This window comes from Phormidesmis sp. 146-12, assembly GCF_052939495.1.
Window position 1 is genome coordinate 76,477 of sequence record NZ_JBJPHS010000013.1, and the last position, 23,629, is coordinate 100,105.

20 protein-coding genes are annotated in these 23,629 nt (G+C 47.4%); all 20 read left to right on the plus strand.

Annotated elements, in window-relative coordinates; all coding sequences use genetic code 11:
• Positions 1–77: 77 nt before the first annotated feature.
• The 20 genes from ACKFKF_RS08490 (at position 78) to ACKFKF_RS08585 (ending at position 23,584) form a co-directional block, all read left to right on the plus strand.
• Complete coding sequence (locus ACKFKF_RS08490) at positions 78–1,172, plus strand: glycosyltransferase family 4 protein (protein ID WP_446867340.1); 1,095 nt, start codon at positions 78–80, stop codon at positions 1,170–1,172.
• A 9-nt stretch (positions 1,173–1,181) separates the two neighbouring features.
• Complete coding sequence (locus ACKFKF_RS08495) at positions 1,182–2,219, plus strand: glycosyltransferase family 2 protein (protein WP_446867341.1); 1,038 nt, start codon at positions 1,182–1,184, stop codon at positions 2,217–2,219.
• Positions 2,220–2,486: 267 nt separating this feature from the next.
• On the plus strand, positions 2,487–4,130 hold the full coding sequence (locus ACKFKF_RS08500; protein WP_446867342.1) for a glycosyltransferase family protein: 1,644 nt from the start codon (positions 2,487–2,489) through the stop codon (positions 4,128–4,130).
• A gap of 13 nt (positions 4,131–4,143) precedes the next feature.
• A complete protein-coding gene (locus tag ACKFKF_RS08505; RefSeq protein WP_446867343.1) occupies positions 4,144–5,739 on the plus strand; it encodes a glycosyltransferase family 39 protein in 1,596 nt (531 codons plus the stop codon).
• A gap of 178 nt (positions 5,740–5,917) precedes the next feature.
• Positions 5,918–6,919 carry a glycosyltransferase family 2 protein gene (locus ACKFKF_RS08510; RefSeq protein WP_446859120.1) on the plus strand — a complete coding sequence of 334 codons (1,002 nt, stop codon included), beginning with the start codon at positions 5,918–5,920 and terminating at the stop codon, positions 6,917–6,919.
• A 34-nt stretch (positions 6,920–6,953) separates the two neighbouring features.
• The gene (locus tag ACKFKF_RS08515; RefSeq protein ID WP_446867344.1) at positions 6,954–7,157 is read left to right on the plus strand and encodes a hypothetical protein; all 204 of its coding nucleotides are present in this window, start codon (positions 6,954–6,956) and stop codon (positions 7,155–7,157) included.
• 463 nt (positions 7,158–7,620) lie between these two features.
• The gene (locus ACKFKF_RS08520; protein ID WP_446867345.1) at positions 7,621–8,595 is read left to right on the plus strand and encodes an acyltransferase family protein; all 975 of its coding nucleotides are present in this window, start codon (positions 7,621–7,623) and stop codon (positions 8,593–8,595) included.
• A 20-nt stretch (positions 8,596–8,615) separates the two neighbouring features.
• Positions 8,616–9,455 (plus strand): 3-deoxy-8-phosphooctulonate synthase, encoded by an 840-nt coding sequence (kdsA, locus tag ACKFKF_RS08525; protein ID WP_446859117.1) that lies wholly within the window; start codon positions 8,616–8,618, stop codon positions 9,453–9,455.
• A gap of 11 nt (positions 9,456–9,466) precedes the next feature.
• Positions 9,467–9,997 carry a KdsC family phosphatase gene (locus ACKFKF_RS08530; RefSeq protein ID WP_446867346.1) on the plus strand — a complete coding sequence of 177 codons (531 nt, stop codon included), beginning with the start codon at positions 9,467–9,469 and terminating at the stop codon, positions 9,995–9,997.
• On the plus strand, positions 9,994–11,259 hold the full coding sequence (locus ACKFKF_RS08535) for a polysialyltransferase family glycosyltransferase (protein ID WP_446867347.1): 1,266 nt from the start codon (positions 9,994–9,996) through the stop codon (positions 11,257–11,259). The genes ACKFKF_RS08530 and ACKFKF_RS08535 overlap by 4 nt, the downstream gene beginning before the upstream one ends.
• Positions 11,260–11,268: 9 nt before the next feature.
• Positions 11,269–12,174: a class I SAM-dependent methyltransferase gene (locus tag ACKFKF_RS08540; protein ID WP_446867348.1), complete on the plus strand. Its 906-nt coding sequence runs from the start codon at positions 11,269–11,271 to the stop codon at positions 12,172–12,174.
• 67 nt (positions 12,175–12,241) lie between these two features.
• Positions 12,242–14,389 (plus strand): hypothetical protein, encoded by a 2,148-nt coding sequence (locus ACKFKF_RS08545; RefSeq protein WP_446867349.1) that lies wholly within the window; start codon positions 12,242–12,244, stop codon positions 14,387–14,389.
• Positions 14,390–14,729: 340 nt separating this feature from the next.
• Positions 14,730–15,623, plus strand: a complete 894-nt coding sequence (locus ACKFKF_RS08550; protein ID WP_446867350.1) for a beta-1,6-N-acetylglucosaminyltransferase — start codon at positions 14,730–14,732, stop codon at positions 15,621–15,623.
• Between the two features lie 61 nt (positions 15,624–15,684).
• Positions 15,685–16,917 carry a glycosyltransferase family 4 protein gene (locus ACKFKF_RS08555; protein ID WP_446859111.1) on the plus strand — a complete coding sequence of 411 codons (1,233 nt, stop codon included), beginning with the start codon at positions 15,685–15,687 and terminating at the stop codon, positions 16,915–16,917.
• A gap of 126 nt (positions 16,918–17,043) precedes the next feature.
• Positions 17,044–17,871 (plus strand): glycosyltransferase family 2 protein, encoded by an 828-nt coding sequence (locus tag ACKFKF_RS08560; protein ID WP_446867351.1) that lies wholly within the window; start codon positions 17,044–17,046, stop codon positions 17,869–17,871.
• The gene (locus tag ACKFKF_RS08565; protein ID WP_446867352.1) at positions 17,868–18,743 is read left to right on the plus strand and encodes a glycosyltransferase; all 876 of its coding nucleotides are present in this window, start codon (positions 17,868–17,870) and stop codon (positions 18,741–18,743) included. The genes ACKFKF_RS08560 and ACKFKF_RS08565 overlap by 4 nt, the downstream gene beginning before the upstream one ends.
• Before the next feature lie 208 nt (positions 18,744–18,951).
• Complete coding sequence (locus tag ACKFKF_RS08570) at positions 18,952–20,151, plus strand: glycosyltransferase family 4 protein (protein ID WP_446867353.1); 1,200 nt, start codon at positions 18,952–18,954, stop codon at positions 20,149–20,151.
• Between the two features lie 352 nt (positions 20,152–20,503).
• Positions 20,504–21,253: an FkbM family methyltransferase gene (locus ACKFKF_RS08575; protein WP_446867354.1), complete on the plus strand. Its 750-nt coding sequence runs from the start codon at positions 20,504–20,506 to the stop codon at positions 21,251–21,253.
• A gap of 67 nt (positions 21,254–21,320) precedes the next feature.
• Complete coding sequence (locus tag ACKFKF_RS08580; protein WP_446867355.1) at positions 21,321–22,496, plus strand: glycosyltransferase family 61 protein; 1,176 nt, start codon at positions 21,321–21,323, stop codon at positions 22,494–22,496.
• Positions 22,496–23,584, plus strand: a complete 1,089-nt coding sequence (locus ACKFKF_RS08585; RefSeq protein WP_446867356.1) for a hypothetical protein — start codon at positions 22,496–22,498, stop codon at positions 23,582–23,584. Before ACKFKF_RS08580 ends, ACKFKF_RS08585 begins: the two co-directional genes overlap by 1 nt.
• Positions 23,585–23,629: the final 45 nt, after the last annotated feature.

Consider the following 23,629-nt stretch of genomic DNA (forward strand, 5'->3'; position numbering starts at 1 on the left):
TCAATCAGGATGCAACGCTCATTGAGATTAACTAGAAGCCTATCCCATTCTGACAACTGAAGTAGGACTGCTGTGGAATGAGAATTCTTTATGATGGACAAAGCTACGCATTACAACGATCGGGAGGCATTAATCGATACTTCGACAACATTATTCGACGATTACCCCAAGATTGCCATCCGACGCTCACCGCACCTCACCACGCTTCCACTGAGCATTATCCAACTCATCCAAAATTAAAAATTTACCGCTGTCCTGACTTCAATTCGTCTAAACTCGTCTCCAAGCTTGATTCATACTACTTTCGCTTCTTAAATTCTATTCGGCGTTTCGATTGCTTTCATCCGACGTACCATACAACGCTTCTTCAGCGTGATTTTAGCAGCTACTCCTGCCCGATCGTTCTCACAGTGCATGACTTCGTTCATGAGATTTTTGCGGCGACGATCGACCCAACTGGCGAGAAAGCGGCGGTCAAACGCAAAGCAATTCTTTCAGCCCAAGCCCTTATTTGCGTCTCTGAAAACACTAAAAAGGACTTACTGAATTTCTATCCTGTTGCTGAAGAAAAGGTCTTTGTTACTCACCACGCCTCTGACATCAACCACACCCTAGCATACGGATCTGAAGCGGTTCCTGAGCGACCCTACTATCTCTATGTGGGAAGTCGCAAAATTGATTATAAGAACTTTGATGGATTGCTTCGCGCCTTCTCCAAAGCTTTCTACGATCAGCCCGATGTTGCGCTTTGCGTGGTGGGTAATCCATTGAATGACGAGGAGTGGAAGCTCATTCATGACTTGAATTTGGCAGAAAAAGTAGAAGTCTATCAACAAGTGAATGATACTCACTTAGCAAAGCTCTACCGCTGTAGTATCGCCTTTATCTATCCTTCTCTCTACGAAGGATTTGGTATCCCGCTACTAGAAGCGATGGCTTGTGAAACTGCGGTCATTGCTTCTAATACGTCTTGTTTTCCGGAGGTCGTTGGGGACGCGGGTATTTTATTCAATCCGAGGTCAATTGCTGACCTGGCAGAAATCTTGAAGTCTTTTCTGACTGACGTTGAAGCGAGAAAACGCTTGATTGAACGAGGAACCCAAAGAGTCAAAGCTTTTAGTTGGAACACAGCAGCGTCCAGAACTCTAGAAATTTATCGTAGCACCATTTAGCTCTTAGCCATGACAGATTTAGTCGTACAAACTCAATCCTCCACTGGGCGGCGCTGCCCTAAGTTAAGCGACCTTCCCGCTCCACCACTGGGAAAAACGGGCTGGCCTTGGACTGAAGAAAGCACTCAACTCCCTGATCACCTTCCTGATGGTCGTTCCTATCCGCTGATTACGATCGTTACCCCTTCCTACCAACAAGGAGAGTTTATCGAAGCGACGATTCGCTCAATTTTGCTGCAAGGTTATCCAAACCTGGAATACATCATCATGGATGGCGGCAGTCAGGATGAGACGGTTGAAGTCATTCGCAAGTATGAGGCATTTATCCAACAGTGGGTCAGCGAACCCGATCGAGGGCAATCCCATGCGATCAATAAGGGCTGGGCAGTCGCACAAGGGGATATCCTGCACTACTTAAACTCAGATGACTTGTTGTTGCCTGGGGCACTGGCTACGGTTGCTCACACGTTTACAGCCAATGAGACGGTTCAAGCGGTATCGGGCATTTGCTCAGTTCAAGACTTGCCGCTACTCCAGGAATTGCGAATTAAAGAGCCACGAGATTTTAATCTAGAACATTTCCTCATGGGAGTCGAAGGCCCCGGACAACCTGCTGTGTTTCTCACTAAAGAAATTGCTGCTAAAGTCGGGGAATTTGATGAAAGCTTACACTACACAATGGACAGAGAATACTGGACTCGTATCAGCCTGCTCTGCCCAGACATTCACGCCATCAAGTTGGATGAACGACTAGCAATCTTTCGATGGCGATCGGAGTGTAAATCAGCGCAAGGCTCTATCGCATTTGCAGAAAGAGTTCAATTGCTGGAGAAGATCTTTTCAAGAGCAGATCTCCCTGAACATGTGAAGCAAATGAAGCGACGGGCTTATACAGTGACGCTCTGGCCGATCGCTCAAAGCTTTAAACAAGAAAAGTTGATCAAAGAAGCCCTGGTCTACTCGTTGAAAAGTTTGTATTGGAATCCGAAGCTTTTGAAAGCCATGCCCCAGTTCTTTCGTGAACTACTGTCCAGTCAGTCTGCATGATTTCTGAAGGATTGGTGATCAATGCAGCCGTTAACTGCTAACACAACAGATTTTCATCTAATTGGGTCACTGTAATTTAGGTAGACTTGGTTGAATTAACCATAGCCTTAAGCTGTCCTGATCCGCTTTCCAAACGGAAGTTTCTATCAAGTCTACCCAGCATTCAGTCGTTATCCTTTGCAGTATCAATTGCAGTGTTAATCATCCTAAACTGCAACGAATCGTGAAAGCGCTTATTTTTCAGTATCCTGTAAACTTGTAAGTCTGATGCCCAAACCGAAACAACTGTTCATTCGTTCGTTCCCTCTGCCGCTGGCTGCATTTGAGCTAGACAAACCGGAACTACAGAACTTAATTGCCTGCCCCAACCCACCTATAGAAGCGCTGCAAGCAGGTCGAGCGATCGCGGTGCCTACCGGAGAGTTTGATGTTGGAATTATTCTAGAACAACTTCCCCCTGATTTTCAACCTGAAATTGTTGAACTATCCATTAGAGATCCCAGCTTCTTACCAGTGGGATTAGAAAAATTTAGCTGCCCCAAGGTGATGAAACTTGGAGATACGTTTCATTGGGGAGATGGCTCGTTGAGCAACATGGTTCACTACTGCCAGGTTTTACAATGCGATTACCATTGGGTGTATCAAGGAGTTCAGCATTTACATTTTTTTGTGGAAGCAGGTCTCAAAAATGTGTTTTGGCTGCCTGGAACTGCCTATATCGATCACTATGTCCCGGCTAAAAGTGAGCAGAAAATATACGACATCATTTTTCGAGGATCTGAGTCTGGGTTACACATCCATCGTAGTCGCTTACTCAGATTTTTGGAGCAGTCTAAGGTGTCGATCGACGTTCAAAGCAAGCCCTATCTTGAATGCCTGGAAGACTATACAAAATCTCATATCGTCTTTAACTGTAGTTTGAATGGTGATCTAAATCGCCGGGTATTTGAAGTTTTAATGGCAGGCGGCTTCCTCCTCACTGACCGTCTTAGCCCTCAATCTGGTTTATTTCAACTCTTTGAAGAGGGCAAGCATTTGGAGTGTTACGGCAGCGAGGCTGAGTTGCTAGAGAAGGTAAACTTCTACTTACAGCATCCAGAGAAAGCTGCTCAAATTGCCGCTGCGGGACAACAAAAACTACTGAGTTGTTACAGCCAAACAACTACACAAAAGATGCTCTATCACTATGTCCTCACTGGTCAACTAGAAAGCCCCTTTAACCTTGAGCATGACTGCCGCATCCAAAAAGACAATATATTCAGAAATCATCAAGCTTTGAACGTCTGTCTTAAAGTTTACGAGTTAATTCAAGAATTACAACGTTTAAACGCTCGAATTAAATTATTGTACTGGAGAGGTATCCACAAAGAACTCGTTTCAGATTTAGCCGATCTTCCTCGTGTTGATTTTACTTATGCTAACTCTGCGCCAGCAATGGCAGATACCGCTACCTGGTGCATTCGAGCCGGAGTCCATGAACAAGTTGATCTGAAACCTTTACCCTTGGATACAGAGGCGGATCAGACATTTGAAATCGTGATTGTTGACCTACCCACCCTACTCGAAACTCAACATCTCTGGGAACTAAAATCTTTAGTCGCAAAGTCTGGATTCTTAATCATTGTGGGGACTGACCTCAAACTAACACGGCTGCTTAAGTCACAGATACGCGCACTAGGCTTTCAACCGATTACCCTGAGTGTCGAAACGACTAAAGGTTCACACGATAAATTAGGCTTTGGAGCCTGCTTGATCTACCAAAAATCCGCAGCCTCACCTGATGATCTATCCACCTCAACAAGCCTGACTTTCAACACGATCAGTCGCCAAACTCAAGTCCGTGAGCAGTTAAAATCTTTTCCGCTGGTGCATCAAGTTCATCGTTTTGTGCGTCAAGCTCTATCCCATTGATCTTAACTCCCTGATGACTTCTCCCACGGCTCAAAATCACTCAACTTCAAACAAAAGCAGCGCGGGATCGTGGCTTGATCCCCTGGCTGCGCTCAAGGTTCTCCTCTTTGTAGTCGTCCTTTTGGGCGTGTACTTTCGGTTTTCTTATCTGGGCGATCGCGTCTACTGGCACGATGAGGCCCACACGCTATTGAGAGCTTCGGGGCATACGATTGCTGAACTAACTCACACCCTATTTAAGGGTCAGGTGATCTCGTCCAGCCAACTCTATCCCTTTCAGCAAGTTCAACCCGACAAAAGCTGGATTGATACCATCATCAGCACTGCCACCGAAGACCATCCCCTGACTCCGCTCTACTATGTTCTAGTGCATTTTTGGATGTCCTGGTTTGGCAATTCACTGGTTGCGGTTCGCAGTCTCTCAGTGTTGCTCAACCTTTTGGCGTTTCCCTGTTTGTATTGGCTCAGTTTAGAACTGTTTGGCAGTCGTCTTGCAGGGTGGATAGCAGTCGGTCTATTTGCTATCTCGCCGTTGCAGGTTTACTATGCCCCCGAAGTTCGCGCTTACAGTCTTTGGATTGTTCTAGTTTTACTGCTACATCTGGCATTGCTGCGAGCCATGAAACAGCAAACGCCGCAAAGTTGGGGACTCTATGCTGGCGCGATCGCGCTCGTGCTGTACACAAACCTCTTTTCCTGCCTGATCATGCTGGGTCATGGCCTCTACGTGATCTGTATTGAGCGGTTTCGAGTCAATCGGCGGACGATCGCTTATGGAGTGGCTTCAGCGATCGGCTTGCTGGCGTTTGCTCCGTGGCTATTTGCGCTGTTTACTCATTTAGATCAGATGCGAGTCGCGACTGCCTGGATGAATCGATCCTTGCCGCTCCCAGAATTAGCCAAAGCCTGGGCTAACAATCTTCAGCAGCCATTTCTTGCCGAGGGAGCGATTCCAGGAAGATTACGAGGACTGGCTTTACCGAGCGTAATCGGACTCGTGGGCTACGCAATGTTTGTCTTGTACCGTCAGACAGCCCCGCGTACTTGGTGGTTTATCACGGTGATGATTATCCCGCCGCCCTTGTTTCTGATTTTGCAGGATTTGCTGGCAGGCGGCATTCGATCGACCAATAGCCGCTATTTTTTGCCCTGTTATCTAGGAATTCAGCTTGCGATCGCTTATCTCATTTCATCTCACTTTTCGACAGAGCGGGCGAGCCTGTGGAAACAGCGACGATGGAAGCTGATTGTGGCGCTACTGTTTACCGTTGGCTCTCTTTCCTGCTCGATTCAAGTCAAAAAGGGGAACTACAGCAGCTACCGTCCCGTCGCAGACATTATCAACCAGTTTCAGCAACCCCTGATTGTTAGCCATGAGATTTCTTATGGGGGGGGTGGCACGATCGGCGATATTTTAGCCCTCAACCACTTGCTAAAGCCAGAAGTCAAGTTTCAGTTGGTGATTGATCCGGTCATTCCCAACATTCCTAAATCCTTTAAAACGCTCCTCTTGTACAAACCTTCGCCCAAGTTCAGACAAGAGCTTGGAAAGACCTACAAACTACAAAATCTTCATGCTGACGGGCTTTGGCGATTAAACTCTAGGTAGCTGTTCTATTTCAGTTGTAAGAATTCGGGAGTTAGCGGTTAGTGGCTACTGATAAGTCGTTAATTCATGGCTAAGAACGAATATTTCAAGATCCTTAAGACTGATTTAGGACTGCTGTCGTTGACCTTACGATACTCAGGATTGACAGCCTTGATGCTCTATTTGCTGTGTCTTCCTAGTGCCCTTAACCGATATGTTCTCAGAGTCAGATATCGATCTTTCAGTTGTTATCCCCTGTTACAACGAAGGAGCCAATGTTGATTACTTGTTTGAGCGGTTGTTTGCTTCTCTCGATAAGCTGAATGTAAAGTACGAGATTGTTTGTGTCAATGATGGCAGTAAAGATGACACCCTAGAGCGGTTGATAGCGTATCATCGCGACCACCCAACCGTCAAAGTGGTGAATCTCTCTCGCAATTTTGGCAAAGAGTTAGCGCTGAGTGCCGGGCTGGACTATACCAATGGAGCGACGATCGTCCCGATCGATGCCGACTTGCAAGATCCACCCGAACTAATCGAGGAAATGCTGGATAAATGGCGCGAGGGCTACGATGTCGTCTACGCCATCCGGCGATCGCGGCAGGGTGAAAGTTGGCTAAAACGGCTGACCGCAAACCTGTTTTACCGGGTGATCAGTGGCATCAGCAATGTTTATATTCCCCGCAATACGGGAGATTTTCGCTTGCTCGATCGCCGTGTGGTCGATGTGATCAAACAAATGCCAGAACGCACCCGCTTTATGAAGGGGCTGTTTGCCTGGGTCGGCTTTAAACAAAGCCATATTTATTACGATCGCCCCCAACGTCACCAGGGAAAGACCACCTGGAATTATTGGCGGCTCTGGAATTTTGCCCTGGATGGCATTACGTCCTTTAGCCTGGTGCCACTCAAAGTATGGAGCTATCTCGGCTTTATGATGTCTGTTTTGGCGCTCTTCTATGCGGCTTACCTGATAGTTCGCACGTTGATTTTGGGCATTGATGTTCCTGGTTATACCTCCCTGATGGTAGTAGTGCTGTTTTTAGGGGGAATGCAGTTCATTATGCTGGGCATCTTTGGCGAATATTTGGGCCGCATCTTTGAAGAAGTTAAAGGCAGACCGCTTTATCTAGTTCGGGATCTCTATGGCTTTGAAACCCAGTCGCCGATCGAGTCTTCGATTGTTCACCATCGGCGTTAGCAGTTGATCTCAGTGCCCCGTCTTCAGGATCAGGTTGAACGCGAAACTGAAGCGATCGAGAGTCATGCTCACCGTTGTCTGCCTGCTCGCCACAATACTGACCCTATCTGGGTTGGGCAGCATTTCACCTTCTCCGTTACAAAGCTGGCTTGAGCGGGCTGGCATTTGGGCACCCGTCGTCTATGTAGGAGTGTGCACGATCGCAACAGCCTTGCTCTTATACCAAAATGATCTTTGAGTGCTACAGATCTGGGAGAGCAACCTAAATCCCCTACAAGTGGGGGACTTCAAGCCAAAGCAGTCTCGGATTCTCAAAGTCCCCCAGACTGGGGGATTTAGGGGGCGAAGGATCTGTAGCATTCACAAATTGATTTGGGATTACCCTCTACTGTTTTGCCGCTAATAGGCGCGCTAGGTTTGACGGGATTGTTGGTCATAGCGCAGTGTGGTATCGGCAGCGGCGCTGAAGCGCGATCGAGCCTTATTTTATTGTCAGTTCGATGAATGTCTCGCGTCGCTTGCAGACTCGGAAACGCTCCCTAAATCCTCCACTCGTGAGGAACTTTGAACCAAAAATCTTGTCTTCAAGCTGGGTTAGTGACAGAGTTGCGGATTAGCGATCGAGCAACAGGTTTCTTTAACAACAAAAATTCATTCCCTGGATACAACCTGACTCATTAAGTAAAGCAATCACTCAAAGTATGCAGTGGAAAATTTTGGCAGGGGTTCGGTTTTTTCTGGCGTGGATTGTCCTTTGCAATCATTTGCGGTGGTTTTTGCCAGCAGATAATATTCTTCTAAATTTTAGCGAACTGGATGCCTTTACAGCCGTTCTGGGCTTCTTGCTCCTGTCGGGTTATTCCATTGCCCATTCCCTGATGAAAGGCTCCAAGGGGTTTTACAAACGGCGAATTTTTAGAGTCTATCCGCTCTATATATTGTCTATCTTCGTCTCACTCGTGCCCTTTGCTCTGCTGGGTTCGCCGATTCAATCTCCGACGGCTGAAGTGTTTATCAGACCGCTCTGGCGAGAAGTGGTTGCTAATTTCTTCTTTCTCCAGGGTTATCTTTCAGCGCCCCTTAGCTCCAACGCCATTCTCTGGACTCTGAGCATTGAGGTGCTTTGCTACTTAGTTGCTCCATTTTTGCTAAAACTCAAGTCTAAATATCTGCTTGGCTTAATCGGAATCTCAGCAATCTCATACGCAGCTTATCCTCGCTTAGGGTTACCCTATTACTCTCATTTAATGTATGGGGTAGGGTTTTTGATACTGCTCTGGGTATGGCTTTTGGGATTTATTTACGCCCGTGAGGTTAAGCATAGAGAACTGTTAGGTCACTTGATTTTGGTGTTAGGTACTGTGTTAATTGGAGTTAATGATCTCCATCCGCTGGCTCCTTTGACCTATGGGCTAACGGTTTTAGCACTAATCTATGCTGAATCAATTAAACTACCTCTGGCGTTTGCGAATGCGGTAGAGTATCTGGGCGAGCTATCTTATCCCCTGTTCCTGTTTCATTTACCCACGCTGATCATTGCTACATCTTTTCTAAAAATCTACAACTCCGTGGCGCTGGTTGGTTTGACGTTCGCGGTTTCCATGTTGTTTTACCATGTAGTGGATGTCCCGTTGCGACGAAAGCCCGCTAAACCCGTTCCAAGTTCTTCCCATTAATCCAAGAGGCAGCCTGAAGCATGAAGAGTACTCAAGTGACAGATACAGTCGTGATCGGTGAAGGCCATCCTCTGACTTTGATCAGCGGGCCCTGCGTGATTGAGTCTGAAGACTTTACGCTAAAAATGGCAGATGCCATCCGAACTGTGTGCGATCGCCTCCAGATTCCGTTTATTTTTAAGTCCTCGTTTGACAAAGCGAACCGGACTTCTGTCGATTCCTTCCGAGGACAGCCGCTAGAAGAGGGGTTGGCGGTGTTACAGAAGGTCAAAGACAAAATTGGCGTTCCCGTTCTCACTGATATTCACGAAAGCTATCAGGCGGCGATCGTCGCAGAAGTCGCAGATGTGCTACAAATTCCGGCCTTTCTCTGTCGTCAAACTGATTTGCTTTTGGCAGCGGCAGCAACAGGGCGCACGGTCAACGTTAAAAAAGGGCAGTTTCTAGCACCGTGGGACATGAAGAATGTAGTGCGGAAGCTAGAAGCAGGAGGAGCAGACAAAATTTTGCTGACCGAGCGAGGCACGAGCTTTGGCTATAACGCCCTTGTGGTTGACTTTCGAGGCTTGCCCCAACTGCGATCGTTTGGCTATCCCGTTGTATTTGATGCGACCCACAGTGTACAGATGCCCGGAGGTCAAGGCAATAAGTCGGGCGGGCAGCGTCAGTTTGTGCCTTATCTGTCGAGAGCAGCGGTGGCAGTGGGAGTTGATGCCTTATTTATGGAAGTCCACGAAAACCCGGATGCGGCTCCTAGTGACGGCCCCAACATGGTGCCCCTGGCGCAGCTAGAACCTTTGTTAAAACAGTTGTTGAGCATTCGAGAAAGCTTGACCACAGACGCGATCGACTTGGAATAATCAGAGGATTTATGGCTTATCTCACTGAATCTGAACTACAGGCGCGGCTGGCTCATATCAAACTGCTGGCACTGGATGTTGATGGAGTCCTCACGGATGGCGGCTTGTACTACACCGAAACTGGAGAAGAATTAAAAAAATTTAATGTCAAAGACGGTCTGGGCATTCAGCGTGTCATGCAAGCAGGTATTCAGGTCGCGATCGTTTCGGCCAGTGCTTCTCAGGCGACGCTGTATCGAGCCAAACGATTGGGCGTTGAGCAGGTGTTTGTCGGCGTAAAAGACAAGTTGGCAACCTTGAACGCTCTGTGTCAAAAACTCGATCTATCACTCCAGCAAGTGGCTTACATGGGGGATGATCTGGTCGATTTGGGCGTGATGAAGGCGGTGGGTTGTCCGCTGACGGTGGCAGATGCGATGTCCGAAAATCGAGCAGTGGCCATTTATGTGACGCAAAAGTCCGGAGGACAGGGAGCCGTGCGCGAAGTTTGTGATGCCCTCTTAGTCGCGACGATCGATCGCACTGAACACGAATCGACATGAGTGCCATTCATTCTTCTCAACCATTCAACCGCATTATCACCTGTCAAGGCAGCATTCAACTCGTAACCGCTCTGAGCGTCATGCGGCACCGAGAACGCACACAACCGGAGGCTAAAAACTACGCCAACTATCTTGTGATTTATGATTTGTTTGCTCCGGCAGGACAAAACGAGCAGTTTGTCGCCTTTGTCAAACAGATGGCAATGTCAGTTTGCGAGTGGGCAGTGATCGTGTATCTCACCCCAGACACCTTGCAATCGATTTCTCAACGACTGGAGTATACGTCACCGCAAACCATCTTTGATCAAGTTCATCAATTGGTCGGCATAAAGACGGCTGATGAAATTCATCTTTGTCGCAACTGGCAATTTGGCAATCAACTGTTACTCAATGCTTATCAGACGGCTGAGAAAGTTTGCTATGGAGACAGTGTAGGGCTTTATTTTTCGGCAACTTCGCCGATCGTGCGAACGGCTGCTCTTCCTAAACAACCGTCTGCTCCACTATCTGCGGCGACTCAATTTCGACGATTTTGGCGACGACAAGCCGGACAAGCCCTTCAGCAAATCCGTCAACAACTCAACCTGAGAACTGTTCTGCAAACCATTCCTTTTGACATCGGTTACTTTGTCTTACCAGACATTTTGGGAGAAGTTCCGCCGATGCCAACGGTTACGATCGAGCGCACCTTTCTACTAGAGGTTTTTGCTCAACTAGCTAACCTTGCAGATGCTGAATATGTGCGTCAATTTCAAGTAAAGACTGCGGGAGCTACGATCGCGTTTTTACTCACCTCCAATCTATCCGAAGCGCAGCGTCTGTCTCAAGCTCAGGAGATCGCGGGCTATCGTCAGTTTTTACAATCCCAGGGCAATCAGTCTCGCATATTGGTGATCAAACCTCACCCTAGAGACGATATTAACAAGCTATATGCCCTGCGATCGACGCTCACGGATCTCTTTGACGAGATTGTAATTTTGGCAGAACCGGAGCTATTTTTCTTGCCGTTTGAAGTGTTCTTTTTGGCGGCTTGCTCACAGATCAATCTCCTGACTGATGTTCAGGTGTTTGCGGTGAGTTCTGCTTGCCTATCACTGAAGTTGCTCTTTGATGTTCCAAGCTTTGTGGGCTTTGGGCCCGATTTAACGCGAAGTCTGTTTAGACCAGAAGCGGCCCAGGCTCGAATCGAACATGAACAAGCTTTGAGAACAGCGCTTCAGAAGCTGACCTTTGACAGCCCACGAGTGACCGCTATCCCCTAAATACCCGTTATGACCTGTAGTCCTATTACCCATTCTCAAGATGTCACCCTGGTTAAGACCTTCCATGCCAAAGAGCTAATTCCAGGCTGGCAACAGAGTTTTCAAATTGATATTACAGACGAGCTGCAAGGGCACCAAGAAATTCACCTTTACGAATGCAATCAGACCAAGCTCAAGTTTTTTACTCCAATGGAGGTGGTTGGCTCTGGTAAGCTATATGCTCAGTTGCAGCAATTTGATTGGTACTACATGCCCGACAAATGGGAGCATCAGATTGCATTAAGCCAACTCACCAAAGGGCAAAAGATTTTAGAGATTGGTACGGGGTCTGGTCACTTTGTCAAACGTGCGATCGCCGCTGGTTTGCAGGCTCAAGGGATCGATCTCAATGCGGTCGCTGTAGAAGCTGCACAACGCCAAAACTTGCCTGTAGAACGACTGGATCTCGAAGAGGCAGTCCGTCTTTATGCAAACACTTTTGATGCGGTGTGTAGTTTTCAAGTCTTGGAGCATGTGCCCAATCCCGATGAGTTTATCCGCTGGTCATTAGAATTGCTCAAACCAGGCGGGATGTTGATCTACTGTGTGCCCAATTCAGAAAGTTATATTAAACATCAAGAGATGCACCTGCTGAATATGCCCCCGCATCATATGCTGTGGTGGTCTCATGCAGCCTTCAAATCTCTAGAGAAAGTATTCCCGGTTCAATTGGAGAAAGTAGCCTATGAGCCGCTAACAGACTATCATGTGCCGCACTATCTCAGTATCTATGAAGGACTGCTCAAACGGCACCTTCCCTTTAGCAGGGTAGTCATGAATCGTCACACGCTGCCCTGGTGCGAACGATTGCTCAATCTGGGCTTGCGAAAATTGATCACCGGACACAGCCTGTACGTTCAGTTTCGCAAAGCTTAACCGACTCGTGAAACAACTTCCTCAATCCTAAAATTTTGAGAGACTCCTACTCTTTGCTTTATACGCTATGAAACTAGATCAGGTGTTGTTTTCTAAAGCTAACCGAACGCTGCACATGTCGCCTCTGCAAGTGATGGTGGCGATCGCCGTTGTGATGGCTGGAGTCTCTCTATATATTTCTCAAGAACGCATGTTCTATGGTTGGGACAGTACGGCTTATGTAGACCTGATCGACCAAAAGCTGACCGCCCTCAAAGAGTCTCCGCTACTAGCAGTGGCTAAAACCTGGTTGTCTAGCAGTCAGGACTATAGTGATTATCCAACCCTGCTGTTATTACCGTTTAGAGGTTTATTTGGAGAATCTCGCCTGACCTATATTTTAAGTACCGCATTCGTTTACCTATTACCCCTAGCCTTAACCTTATCGACAATCGCCAACCAACTGCTGCCCAAACATCGGCGGCTTGCCTCCTGGTCGAGCTTGTTGGTAACCTTTACAACGCCTGTATTTTGGATTCCTACTCTGCGGGGCTATGTGGATGCGGGAGGCACACTGCTGATTGCCCTGTCCGTCCTGACTTATCTACGTGATCCCAAGTTGCAGCAGCGTTGGCAAGTGTTGGTAATCGGCAGCTTGTTAGGATTTGTTCCCTTGTTTCGCCGCCACTTTCTCTATGCCAGTCTAGTATTTTTTGCGGCGATGATAGTACAAGCTTTACTGGATGGATTACAGGACTGGCGATCGACATCCCCCCAGACAACCCAGGCTTTGATCAAGCGCTTACGACAGATTGGCTTCACTGCGATCGTCAGTCTGATGACAATCCTGCTATTAGGATTGCCCTTTGTGATGCGACTTCTCCAAACTAACTTCACTAGCCTCTATGCTTCTTACGAGTTCCCGCTTCAGGAGAGTTTGCAAGCATATGGAAATCTTTACGGCTGGATTGCTGTTTTGGGGGCTGCTCTGGGCTATGCAGTCGGTTGGAAGATGCAGATTCTGTCGCGTCCAGCTATGACATTTGTAGCAACCTTTTATAGTTTGACCTTTTTGCTGTGGGTGACTAAGGTCAAGCAAATCGGGGTGCATTATACAAGTCACTTTACGCCCCTGATTGTTTTGGGATGGGTTGCTTTAGTGGTTAGTATGGTCTTGACGCTGCGACGGCGATCGCGACTTTTGATGCTGACAGGCAGCGCACTCTATCTCAGCTTGAATGTATACTTTGGCTTCATGCCTGCCCCAACCGAAACACTTGCTTCTATCTCCCCGATTCTGGGATGGGGGACTAACCTCAGTCGGCTCTTTGCTGCAAACAGCCCACCCTTGAGACAGCCTGACTATGATGAACTGGTGCGCCTGGTCAAAGAATTAAAGCTTCTCGCCCCTAATCAAGAAGCCATCTATGTTGGTGGCGCAGCCGCAGAGTTTAATCGGAGTGTGCTGAAAAATGGGGATTCGATCGTTCATCAACAATCCAGTCTCAACTTTTTGCCCACAGAAGACATTGATTCAAGAGATCGATATCCCCTCGAACGGCTTCTACAAGCTGATTATGTCGTAGTCACTGACCCCTTCAAACATCATCTCTTGGCAGCCGAGCAGGATATTGTAAAAGTGGTGACGGACATCTTTCAGGAACGGTGGAAATTCTCTCAGGATTTTGTTAAGTTACCTCCCGAATTTCGACTCACTGATGGCGCAAAAGTATCTCTCTATCGTCGGATAAAACCAACCACTTTACCAACTGCGATCGCCACTCTGAAACAGCTACAACAAACGATTAATCCCCCTCCGGGCGGGCAAGCAAATTGGGTGATGTTGGATCAGCGACCTGGGCACATTGCGTGGGGCAAAGCAGGGAATTATCAAATTCGCTCCGATCGCAAGCATCCAACAGAATCCGGAACGTTTCTCTACATCAACTCGCTGGAGCAATCTCAGGCGAAGGTAACCGGAAAAATTGCTAACCCAGGCTCCCAATGTCCCGGAACAGAACTTCGGTTAGATGTGATTAATGCTCAAGGTCAGACGCTCAACACCGTGAAGACCACACATCTACCAGGCACGGCTGACAATTTTCAACTCACTGCGTCCACACCTCCCTCAACTTATTTACAACTAAGACTGTCCCACTTAGCTCCGTTACCAGTAGTCAAGCAACAGTGTCAATTGCGTTTGAGCCATCTCACCCTGGCAGCTACCAGCCAATAGTCAGTACACCTCCTGCATGAATAGAATTTTGATGTCACCTGCTCTTAGGTCTTGCTCCGTTTGGGTCGGCTTGTGCCCCCTAAATCCCCCATTCTGGGGGACTTTGAAACCGCAAGTCTTGGCTCAAAGTCCCTCACTTGTGGGGAATTTAGGGGGCGTTTCCGGATTCGCCAGGAAGTCTAGTGTTCGGCAGGTGTAAACCGGACATCACAGTGATTTTGGCAGGTTTCAGCATCACTGCACAACCGTCCTGTCATCAAGGACTTTGAACCGGAAACCTTGTCTCTTTGTTGAAGACTGACATTAATACAGCGTAATTAAAATCATTTATGAAGTAACCATGACGTTAACTATTGGCTTCATCCTCCTCACCCACAACAAGCCCCACCAAATTGTCAGGCTAGTTAACACGCTCAATCGCATGTTTGACCAGCCTACGATCGTCTGTCATCATGATTTCTCAAAAAGTGGACTTCCGACCGATCAACTCACGGGGAATGTTTCGCTTGTAAATCCTCATTTGCAGACGGCTTGGGGCAAATTCTCAGTATTAGAAGCTGCACTACAGGCACTCTCATCAATGTATGAAGCTTCGACTCCACCTGATTGGTTTGTGTTGCTGAGTGGGGCAGATTATCCAATAAAGCCAGCAAAGCAAATATTGTCTGATCTGGCTTCAAGTTCATATGATGTTTATATTCGTCATACAGAAATTAAGTACAACGATTATGACACTCCCTGGCAGAAGTTATGCTACGAGCGTTACTGTTCTATACAATTTCGCACGCTATCTCTAAATAAAGAACTCCACTTAACTAAGCGAAAAATAGCCTTAAAGCATCCATTCATCACTGATCCTTTTCTCCCATTTTCAAAAAAATTTCGCTGCTTTGCTGGAGAACATTGGTTTTGTGCTAATCGAAAAGCAGCAGAGTATCTGATTGAATTTCATCGATCGAAACCTGCTTTAGCGTCTCACTACCGTAGGTTAGATTCTTACACGATCGCTCCAGAGGAATCCTATTACCATTCGATATTTTGTAATGCGCCTCATCTCAACGTTTCTCAAAATCACTGGCGCTATATCGATTGGTCAACAAAAGCTTGCCACCCAAAGACGCTGCTGTTTGAAGATCTGCCCAAAATTCAGGCATCATCGGCGCACTTCGCCAGAAAATTTGATGTTGATACAGATGCCAAAATTCTAAATGAACTTGATGCCATTGTCGGGTAATGGACTGATTCGCTTGAAGCAATGAAGCTAGTCGTTAAGGGTTGAATGGGGTATTAATTTTATGAACGTCCTGCAAATCAATCAATCAGACATTTCAGGAGGGGCAGCGATCGCTAGTTATCGGCTACATCAAGGCTTGCTGCGTCAGGGAATTGAGTCGCGGCTGCTAGTAGGTCACGCCGTGTTAGAAGATGCCGCGATCGCCACCGTCCCTCGTCACCCCAAAGTCGAACGGCAGCTTCAGCGCATCACTGAGAAACTAGGACTCCACTATCTGAATTTGACCGCAACAGGCAACATCGCGCAGCATCCATTTTATGCGGCAGCGGATGTGTTGAACTTTCACAACTTGCACAATAATTACTTCAACTATTTAGCAATTCCTAAGCTCGTCGCTCATAAGCCTGCGGTTTTGGCGCTGCATGATATGTGGAGTTTTACCGGGCACTGTACTTACAGCTATGACTGCGATCGCTGGCAGCGAGGTTGTGGGCACTGTCCCTATCCCGAAACTTATCCGGCGATCGCCCGTGACAACACTCATCTAGAATGGCGCTTGAAACAATGGAGCTACCACAACGCTAATTTAACCGTGGTTGCGCCAAGTCGCTGGCTGGCTGATTTAGCGCGGCGAAGCTTGTTGGGTAAGTTTCCCATTCACCACATTCCTTATGGGATTGATACAGAGATTTATCAGCCCCTCGATCCAGCAGAGTGCCGCAATCAATTAAATTTGCCTCTAGGGAAAGCAGTCCTGTTGTTTGTGGCAGAAAGTTTGCAAGATTCGCGCAAAGGGGGCGACCTGCTGGTAGCAGCATTGGCAGCATTACCCGCTTCGCTCAAGACAGAAGTTGTCTTACTGACATTGGGTAACTCTGATGGGTTGCAAACAGACAGCTTGGGAATTTCGTCACTCAACCTAGGCTATGTCCGCGACGATCACCAGAAAGCGATCGCTTATTCGGCTGCTGATTTATTTATCTTCCCAACTCGTGCAGATAATTTGCCGCTGGTATTACAGGAAAGTTTGGCCTGCGGCACTCCGATGGTTTCCTTTAAGATTGGAGGGGTTCCAGAGATAGTCAGACCAGGAATCACGGGCTATTTGGCACAGGCTGAAGAGGCTGAAGATCTCAAAAATGGAATTGTGCAGTTGTTAGAAAACTCAGAACTTCGCGATCGCATGAAACAAAACTGTCGCACGATCGCTCTCCAGGAATATTCTCTAACCCATCAATCTAAACGCTACGCCGATCTCTATCAACAGGTGTTACAGAACTTTGTAACCCGCTAGAGATCTTTGATTTGCGGTCTGCTAAATATTCCCTGTAACTCCAGACTCATCGATATCTTGAAGTCTACATCTTGAACACTAGCTCTTGAAGTCTACTCATTAATGACTTAAATTTTGCCTCAGCTTATGATTAGCGTAATTACTCCAGTTTACAACGGTGAAAAGTTTATTGAGTCTTGCCTTGAGGCGGTGATTCAACAGGATTGTGCTGCGATCGAACACATTATTGTGGACGGTGGCTCTACCGATCAGACTATAGAGATTGTTCAACAATACGCTCAACGTCACACTCATATTCGCTGGATCTCTGAACCCGATCGCGGACAATCAGATGCCATGAATAAAGGTATTAACCTTGCTAAGGGCGAGATCATTGCCGTTCTCAATGTGGATGACTACTATGAACCCCAGGTCTTAAATCAAGTGCTGGAACAGTTCAAGACGCTTCCCAATCCCAGCTTTCTAGCCGGAAATTGCAACATTTGGGACGATGCGGGGCACTTAGTTGACGTAAATCGACCTACGAAACTGCGCTTGTTTGATTTAGTCACCGGGGTGAATGTTCATCCTTATCCCTGCAATCCGTCTGCTTACTTTTATCATGCATCTCTACATCAACAAGTCGGGCCATACAAACTCGACGAACATTATGCAATGGATTTAGAGTTCATTTTGCGGGCGGTGCGGGTTGCGACTGTCAAATATGTAGAGGTGACCTGGGGCAATTTTCGTCGAATTGAAGGAACAAAAACCCACAGCGATATGCAGAAGGGTGTCATGCATCGTCGGGTAGTGCAATTGCTAAAAGAACATCGTCAGTTTCTGAGTCCGATCGAACAAACCCAACTTTGGCTGCGAGATCAATGGCTCAGAATTCAGTTTTTCTCAACTCAACCTCAACGACTCATTCACCTTTGCCAAACAAAACTGTCAAAAGGATACTCTGAGCTATGAATCTGACCATTAGTGTCCTGATTCGGACAAAAAATGAGGCACCTTACATTGGGGAGGCATTACGGCTCGTTACCCAACAGTCTTACCCGCCCACAGAGGTGATTGTTGTAGATTCCGGTTCTACAGACGGGACGGTTGAAATTATCAAACAACATCCTCATGTCAAGCTAATCGAAATGCCTGCCGCTGAGTTTACTTTTGGTCGATCGCTCAATTTAGGGCTGGCGGCAACTGAGGCAGATGTGGTGGCGATGCTGAGTGCCCATGCGTTTCCTTGCGATCGCGACTGGCTCAAATATCTAGTTGCTCATTTTGAAGTGCCCCAGGTAGCTGGAGTCTATGGGAGGCAAGTTGCTCAACCGGATGCCTGGCCGCCTGTGGTGCGAGAGTATCTAGATTTCTATGGGGCAACCCAAAAGCTACAAAGCAATCCAGACGATCGCCGCGACCATGTGTTTTCTAATGCTAATGCAGCAGTTCGTCGAAGTAGCTGGGCTAGAGCTACCTTTGATGAAACGCTTTCGGGCTGTGAGGATCAAGCCTGGGCATGGGAGATGTTAAAGCTGGGATACCACATCATCTACGAGCCACAATCTGCCGTTTACCACTCACACAATGAGCCGCTGCCGCAGGTTTATCGTCGTAGCTATCGAGAAGCACTCGCTCTCAAACTGCTCTATGCCACCGAGTTGCAGCCTCGAACGGCGCTGGGTTTGTGGGGGCGATCGGTGTTAGCCGACATCCGATTTATCGTGGCCAATCGTCAAAATTATTGGTGGCTATTTCAGGTGCCCTTTTATCGGCTTTCCTCAACCTACGGCGCACTAAAGCCAACTCTCCAGCAAACCTGGTGGGCGACATTCCTGCCTTAAAGTAGCGCGATGAACGTCTTCGCTTACCAGTTCAGGAAGAGGAGATTTAGTCTGAAAGTCTCCCAGAGTTGGCAGTTTGGGGGCAGAAGCGCTAAACAGCACAGCGAAAAACTTTCATCGAATTTACAGTAACCAACCAGGCGAAGCATCATCCAACTCATATTGAAGTCGATCGTCACAAGTTCTACAGACTTTTACCTGAATTAGAATGCGTTTATTATTTATTTCTTCCTCGCTTCAGCGCGGGGGTGTTGAAGAATATTCATTGACGATCGCGACTGCCGCAGTCCAGCAAGGATGGGACGTTCATGTGGCATTTCCGCAGGTGCCTGAGATGTCTACTTTGGTACAAGACTTTCAAGCAAGAGGCATCCAGTATCATCCGCTAAACATTCTGGAGCGGAAAGTTTACCCAATACGGTTGCTGGATTACATCGCTAACTTTTTGATGACCCTGTTGTTGTTGATCAAGCTAAGACCCGACCTAGTTCAGATCAATCTAGCTGGCTACAACGCTTGTTTCAACAGCATTTTGGCTTGTGGCTGGCTAAAAACTCCCACAATGGTTGTATTTCACCTATTTCCAGAAGTGGCATCTTTCCCCAACCTCAAGCTAAAGCTATACGCCTGGGCCAGATCGCGAAATCAGCAGTGGATCGGTGTGTCAAACTATAATCGCAAACAAATTTGCACCTCTTTTCAGGCAGACCCAGAAACAGTGCGGGCTATCTACAACGGCTCCAAAGTGGTTTCTCAAATCACTGGAACAAATGAAGCGGGGTTGGCATTACAACAACAGATTCGGGCTGAGTTAAAGTTGCCTGAGACTAGCCAATTGGCATTAACAGTAGGACGCTTGGCTGACCAGAAGGGCTATGTAGACTTGATTCCAGCCATTCCCCATCTAATTCAAGAATTTCCCCATCTGCATTTTATTTGGATTGGTGATGGCGAAAAGCGAGAAGCCCTGGTTGAGCAAGTACAAGCGTATGGAGTGGTCGATCGCGTTCATTTCTTAGGCTATCGGGCTGATGTGCCCCGGTTTTTGCAAGCCGCAGATCTATTTGTGTTTCCCAGTCGCTTTGAGGGGCAACCCTTTGCGATCCTAGAGGCGATGGCTTATGGAATTCCGATCGTCGCTTCTAATGCCTGTGGGATTCCCGAACTGATTGTCGATCGGATACACGGGCGCTTGTTTCGTAAAGGGGATAGCTGTGATTTATTAGAAACCTTGCGCTGGGCACTGCGGCATCCTGAATCCATGCAAACAATGGCAGAACAGGCACAAATTCAGGCTCAAAACTTTTCAGAAGAGAAGATGGTGCGAGAAACGCTGCTGTTACTCCAAGATTTGAGCGGAGATCCAACGCCTCTTTCTCAGACAGGTGCCAATAGACCTCCTGCGTGAATAGAATTTTCGATGTCACCTCCTGCTTAGGTCTTGCTCCGTTTGGGTCGGCTTGTGCCCCCTAAATCCCCCATTCTGGGGGACTTTGAAACCGCAAGTCTTGGCTCAAAGTCCCTCACTTGTGGGGGATTTAGGGGGCGTTTCCGGATTCGCGCAGCAGGTCTAATCAAATTCTGAAAGCCTAGTCGCCTAACTCAGAATGCTGATGTAAAGTCTTCCAGAATTAGGAGTTTGCAGCAGAAGATCTTAACAACGCAGCGATGAAACTTGATCTCTTCGAGTTACCCGTAAGGGGTCGAACTGACTTTGAAATTTGCTTCGATCCTCCAGTCACAAAAGCAGGAGATAAGCCATGATTAAGAACATCAAGCCCAAAGTTAAAGATCTCATTCAATGGCCCCTGGCCCTGTTGCGAAAGTATAGTTTGACCTCCATGCCCAGCGCAACAGAACGCTTGCGTCATACTCAAAAACTTGGCTTTTCTCCCAAAGTTATTTTTGATGGGGGCGCATTTAAGGGGACGTGGAGCGCGACGATCGCTGACATTTTTCCTCAAGCACAAATTGTATTAATGGAGCCAAATCCGTCTCTACAAGCCGAGATCAGCAGCACACTCGCTCACATTAAGCCTGCGGTAGCTCTCCAAAACTTGGCTCTGGGCGCTGCACCCGGAGAGAGTTCTTTTAACATTTGGGGAGATGCCGACAAGGCCGCCAGCGCCTCTTTGCTCAATCACACTCAAGGACAGGCCAATCAAACCGTTCAAGTCAAAGTAGATACCTTAGATAACATTGCTACCAGGCTCAATCTATTTCCAAATCTAGTAAAGCTCGATCTGCAAGGCGGAGAATTACCAGCCTTAAAGGGCGGAAGTCAAGTGCTGAATGCAGCCGAACTATTTGTGATTGAGTTTGGTTGTCTAGAAGCGTATGTCGATCGCACAACGCCAAAAGACTTGATGGAAATCATGTATGACCATAACTACTGTCTATATGACATTGTTGAGTGCCACTATCGGCCCTATGATGGTGCGCTCACGGGTGGAGATTTTATCTTTGTGAAAAACGATAGCGAGTTGCGGCGCTACAAGGGCTGGAAGTAGACAAGCTGATGCAATTGGACTTCACCATTCAGGCTTCAAGCAAGGGATACGCACACAGGATAAAATGATGAACACCCAAACCCTATTGCGACTAGCTAAATCTTCTACTGCAACCGTTTTAGACAATTTGTGGAAATGGCATCCGCCGATCTGTGAAAACGTGAAGGAATGGGCGAGAAGTCAGTCTGACCGTACAGCGCAAATTCTGCATCAAGACATTGTTAAAGCCAGTAGAATCCATCGATCGCCGCCGAAAACAGTTGACGCAACCATTCATCCCCTCTTTTTATCTCAACTCAGCAATCAGGCAGCCGAAAAGTACTTGGTGCAGATTCACCAGGCTAAACTACTGGGCAAACACGGCGTTGTAGTTTTGCCAGACGGCAGCTATACCGCAGAGCCACTCATGGGAAGCCAATCGCTTCAGCATCAGTCTGACTACTACAGCTACTTAAGACAGCAAACCTACTCTCATCAAAGAAAGGCTGGCAAATATTATTCTCTGCTGCAACTGAACGCTGCCTACGGGAACTACTATCACTGGATGCATGATGTGCTGCAAAAGCTGTATTGCATTCTCGATCGACTGCCACAGGAGACTCAGTTTGTAGTACCCAATGGGTTGAAAGCATGGCAATACGAAGCGCTGGCGACGATCGGACTTAATCAAGATCGGCTCGTGATTCACCCAGGGCGAGAAATCTGGGAACTAGAAACCCTTTACTTTTCGCCTCCAAATACCGTTTGGGGTTGGGATCTGCCTGGCGCGAATGAGTGGGTACGATCGGCATTCTACAAACGGTTTAATCTGCAAGCTGAAGCGCTAGATCGTAAAAAGCTGATTTTGATTAGCCGCGCCAAGGCAAAAGGTCGCAAAATTACTAACGAATCAGCCGTCGAAGCGCTACTCAGACAGTATGGGTTTCAGACGTATTTTCTAGAAACAATGAGTCTTCAGGAACAAGTTCAGCTTTTCTCTGAGGCCAAGGCGATCGTCGCCCCACATGGAGCCGGATTAACCAATTTAATGTTTGCCCAGCCATCGACCCAGGTGTTGGAATTTTTTGAACCTAGTAAGATTTCTAGTCTTTGCTTCTGGTCGATGAGCAACTGTTTGCAGCAGGATTATTGGTGTCTGTTTGGGGAGACGATCAAAAATTCAGAGTATCCTCAACACCCCAACATTTTTGTTCCGATCCAAACGTTAGAGAAAACGATGCAGTCTTTTCTAGAATCAGCCTGATGAATATCCTCGTAGATAGTTTTTTTGCTGCTGATGCCGATGGGCATGGGGGCAATCACAGAACCGCCCAAATCGCTGAATTAATTGCAGAAGCGGGCATCGAAATGACCAACTTAGACCGCAAAATCGTGCAGAAAAAGCTCGATCGGCTCCTGGCGGGCCTTCAGTCGATCCTCAATCCCAGCACGCTGCGGTTTATCAATCAGCATCAGCTAAAAATTAGCAAATCGCCTGTCTCACTTGCCTTTTGCGGATTTCAGCGCCAACTTTACCAAAAGGCACTTCAGCAACACACGGGTGCCAAAGTCATGGTGTGGGAAGCGACCAAAAACTATGTTGCGCCCTACGTGGCTGATGAGCGTCACTTCAAAATCGTCGGCGTACCTCAAAACCTGGAGGCGTTGGTCACCGGACAAAATGCTTTTTTTGAAAGTTTTGATATCGAAGCGCAGGCCCTCGCCAAGGCTGACATCGTGTTTTGTATCGCCCGCGAAGAAGAATGGCTTTTGAGGCTCAAAGGGGTCAATGCCCATTTCTTACCTTACTATCCGCCTGCAAAGCTCTTTGAGCGCCTCTTGAGCCTGCGTGAAGCCAGAACGAGAGAACAGCCATCCCGCTTTTTAATTTTGGGAAATGCTAAAAATCCTCCCACCAAAGCTGGCATGATCGAGCAACTTAACTGGCTGCAAGAAGTCCGTAAAACGCTGGAATTTCAGGTAGACATCGTGGGTTTTGGGACGGATGAATTGTTAAGTTATTGTAATCATTCTGATTTCTTCCTGCACGGCGCAGTTGAGCTAGAGAAACTAAATGAGTTGATGCTTCGGGCAAAAGCGGCTCTGATTCATCAGCAAGCTGGAGCCGGAGCGATTACTCGCATTCCTGAAATGTTGATTGCTGGCATTCCTGTAATTGCCAATGGCAACGCTTGCCGGAGTGCGTTCACCTATGCTGGCGTGTATTGCTATGACGATCGGTTTGAACTGACAGATCTCATGGCAAAAACTTTGGAGCGTCCTGAAGTGTTGCCTCGTCCAGTGAAAGCAGAGAAACGCTTTATTAACTGCTTGCTCGAACTCGCCCACTAACGAGATTGCGACAAGCAACCCTTTTGCAGTAGACCCCCAAGAGAT

Coding starts and splice junctions, on each gene's coding strand:
- ACKFKF_RS08545 (WP_446867349.1), top strand. CDS start 12,242: ATGAAACTAGATCAGGTGTTGTTTTCTAAAGCTAACCGAACGCTGCAC.
- ACKFKF_RS08580 (WP_446867355.1), top strand. CDS start 21,321: ATGAACACCCAAACCCTATTGCGACTAGCTAAATCTTCTACTGCAACC.
- kdsA (WP_446859117.1), top strand. CDS start 8,616: ATGAAGAGTACTCAAGTGACAGATACAGTCGTGATCGGTGAAGGCCAT.
- ACKFKF_RS08530 (WP_446867346.1), top strand. CDS start 9,467: ATGGCTTATCTCACTGAATCTGAACTACAGGCGCGGCTGGCTCATATC.
- ACKFKF_RS08490 (WP_446867340.1), top strand. CDS start 78: ATGAGAATTCTTTATGATGGACAAAGCTACGCATTACAACGATCGGGA.
- ACKFKF_RS08535 (WP_446867347.1), top strand. CDS start 9,994: ATGAGTGCCATTCATTCTTCTCAACCATTCAACCGCATTATCACCTGT.
- ACKFKF_RS08565 (WP_446867352.1), top strand. CDS start 17,868: ATGAATCTGACCATTAGTGTCCTGATTCGGACAAAAAATGAGGCACCT.
- ACKFKF_RS08555 (WP_446859111.1), top strand. CDS start 15,685: ATGAACGTCCTGCAAATCAATCAATCAGACATTTCAGGAGGGGCAGCG.
- ACKFKF_RS08520 (WP_446867345.1), top strand. CDS start 7,621: ATGCAGTGGAAAATTTTGGCAGGGGTTCGGTTTTTTCTGGCGTGGATT.
- ACKFKF_RS08500 (WP_446867342.1), top strand. CDS start 2,487: ATGCCCAAACCGAAACAACTGTTCATTCGTTCGTTCCCTCTGCCGCTG.
- ACKFKF_RS08575 (WP_446867354.1), top strand. CDS start 20,504: ATGATTAAGAACATCAAGCCCAAAGTTAAAGATCTCATTCAATGGCCC.
- ACKFKF_RS08495 (WP_446867341.1), top strand. CDS start 1,182: ATGACAGATTTAGTCGTACAAACTCAATCCTCCACTGGGCGGCGCTGC.
- ACKFKF_RS08505 (WP_446867343.1), top strand. CDS start 4,144: ATGACTTCTCCCACGGCTCAAAATCACTCAACTTCAAACAAAAGCAGC.
- ACKFKF_RS08560 (WP_446867351.1), top strand. CDS start 17,044: ATGATTAGCGTAATTACTCCAGTTTACAACGGTGAAAAGTTTATTGAG.
- ACKFKF_RS08540 (WP_446867348.1), top strand. CDS start 11,269: ATGACCTGTAGTCCTATTACCCATTCTCAAGATGTCACCCTGGTTAAG.
- ACKFKF_RS08550 (WP_446867350.1), top strand. CDS start 14,730: ATGACGTTAACTATTGGCTTCATCCTCCTCACCCACAACAAGCCCCAC.
- ACKFKF_RS08585 (WP_446867356.1), top strand. CDS start 22,496: ATGAATATCCTCGTAGATAGTTTTTTTGCTGCTGATGCCGATGGGCAT.
- ACKFKF_RS08570 (WP_446867353.1), top strand. CDS start 18,952: ATGCGTTTATTATTTATTTCTTCCTCGCTTCAGCGCGGGGGTGTTGAA.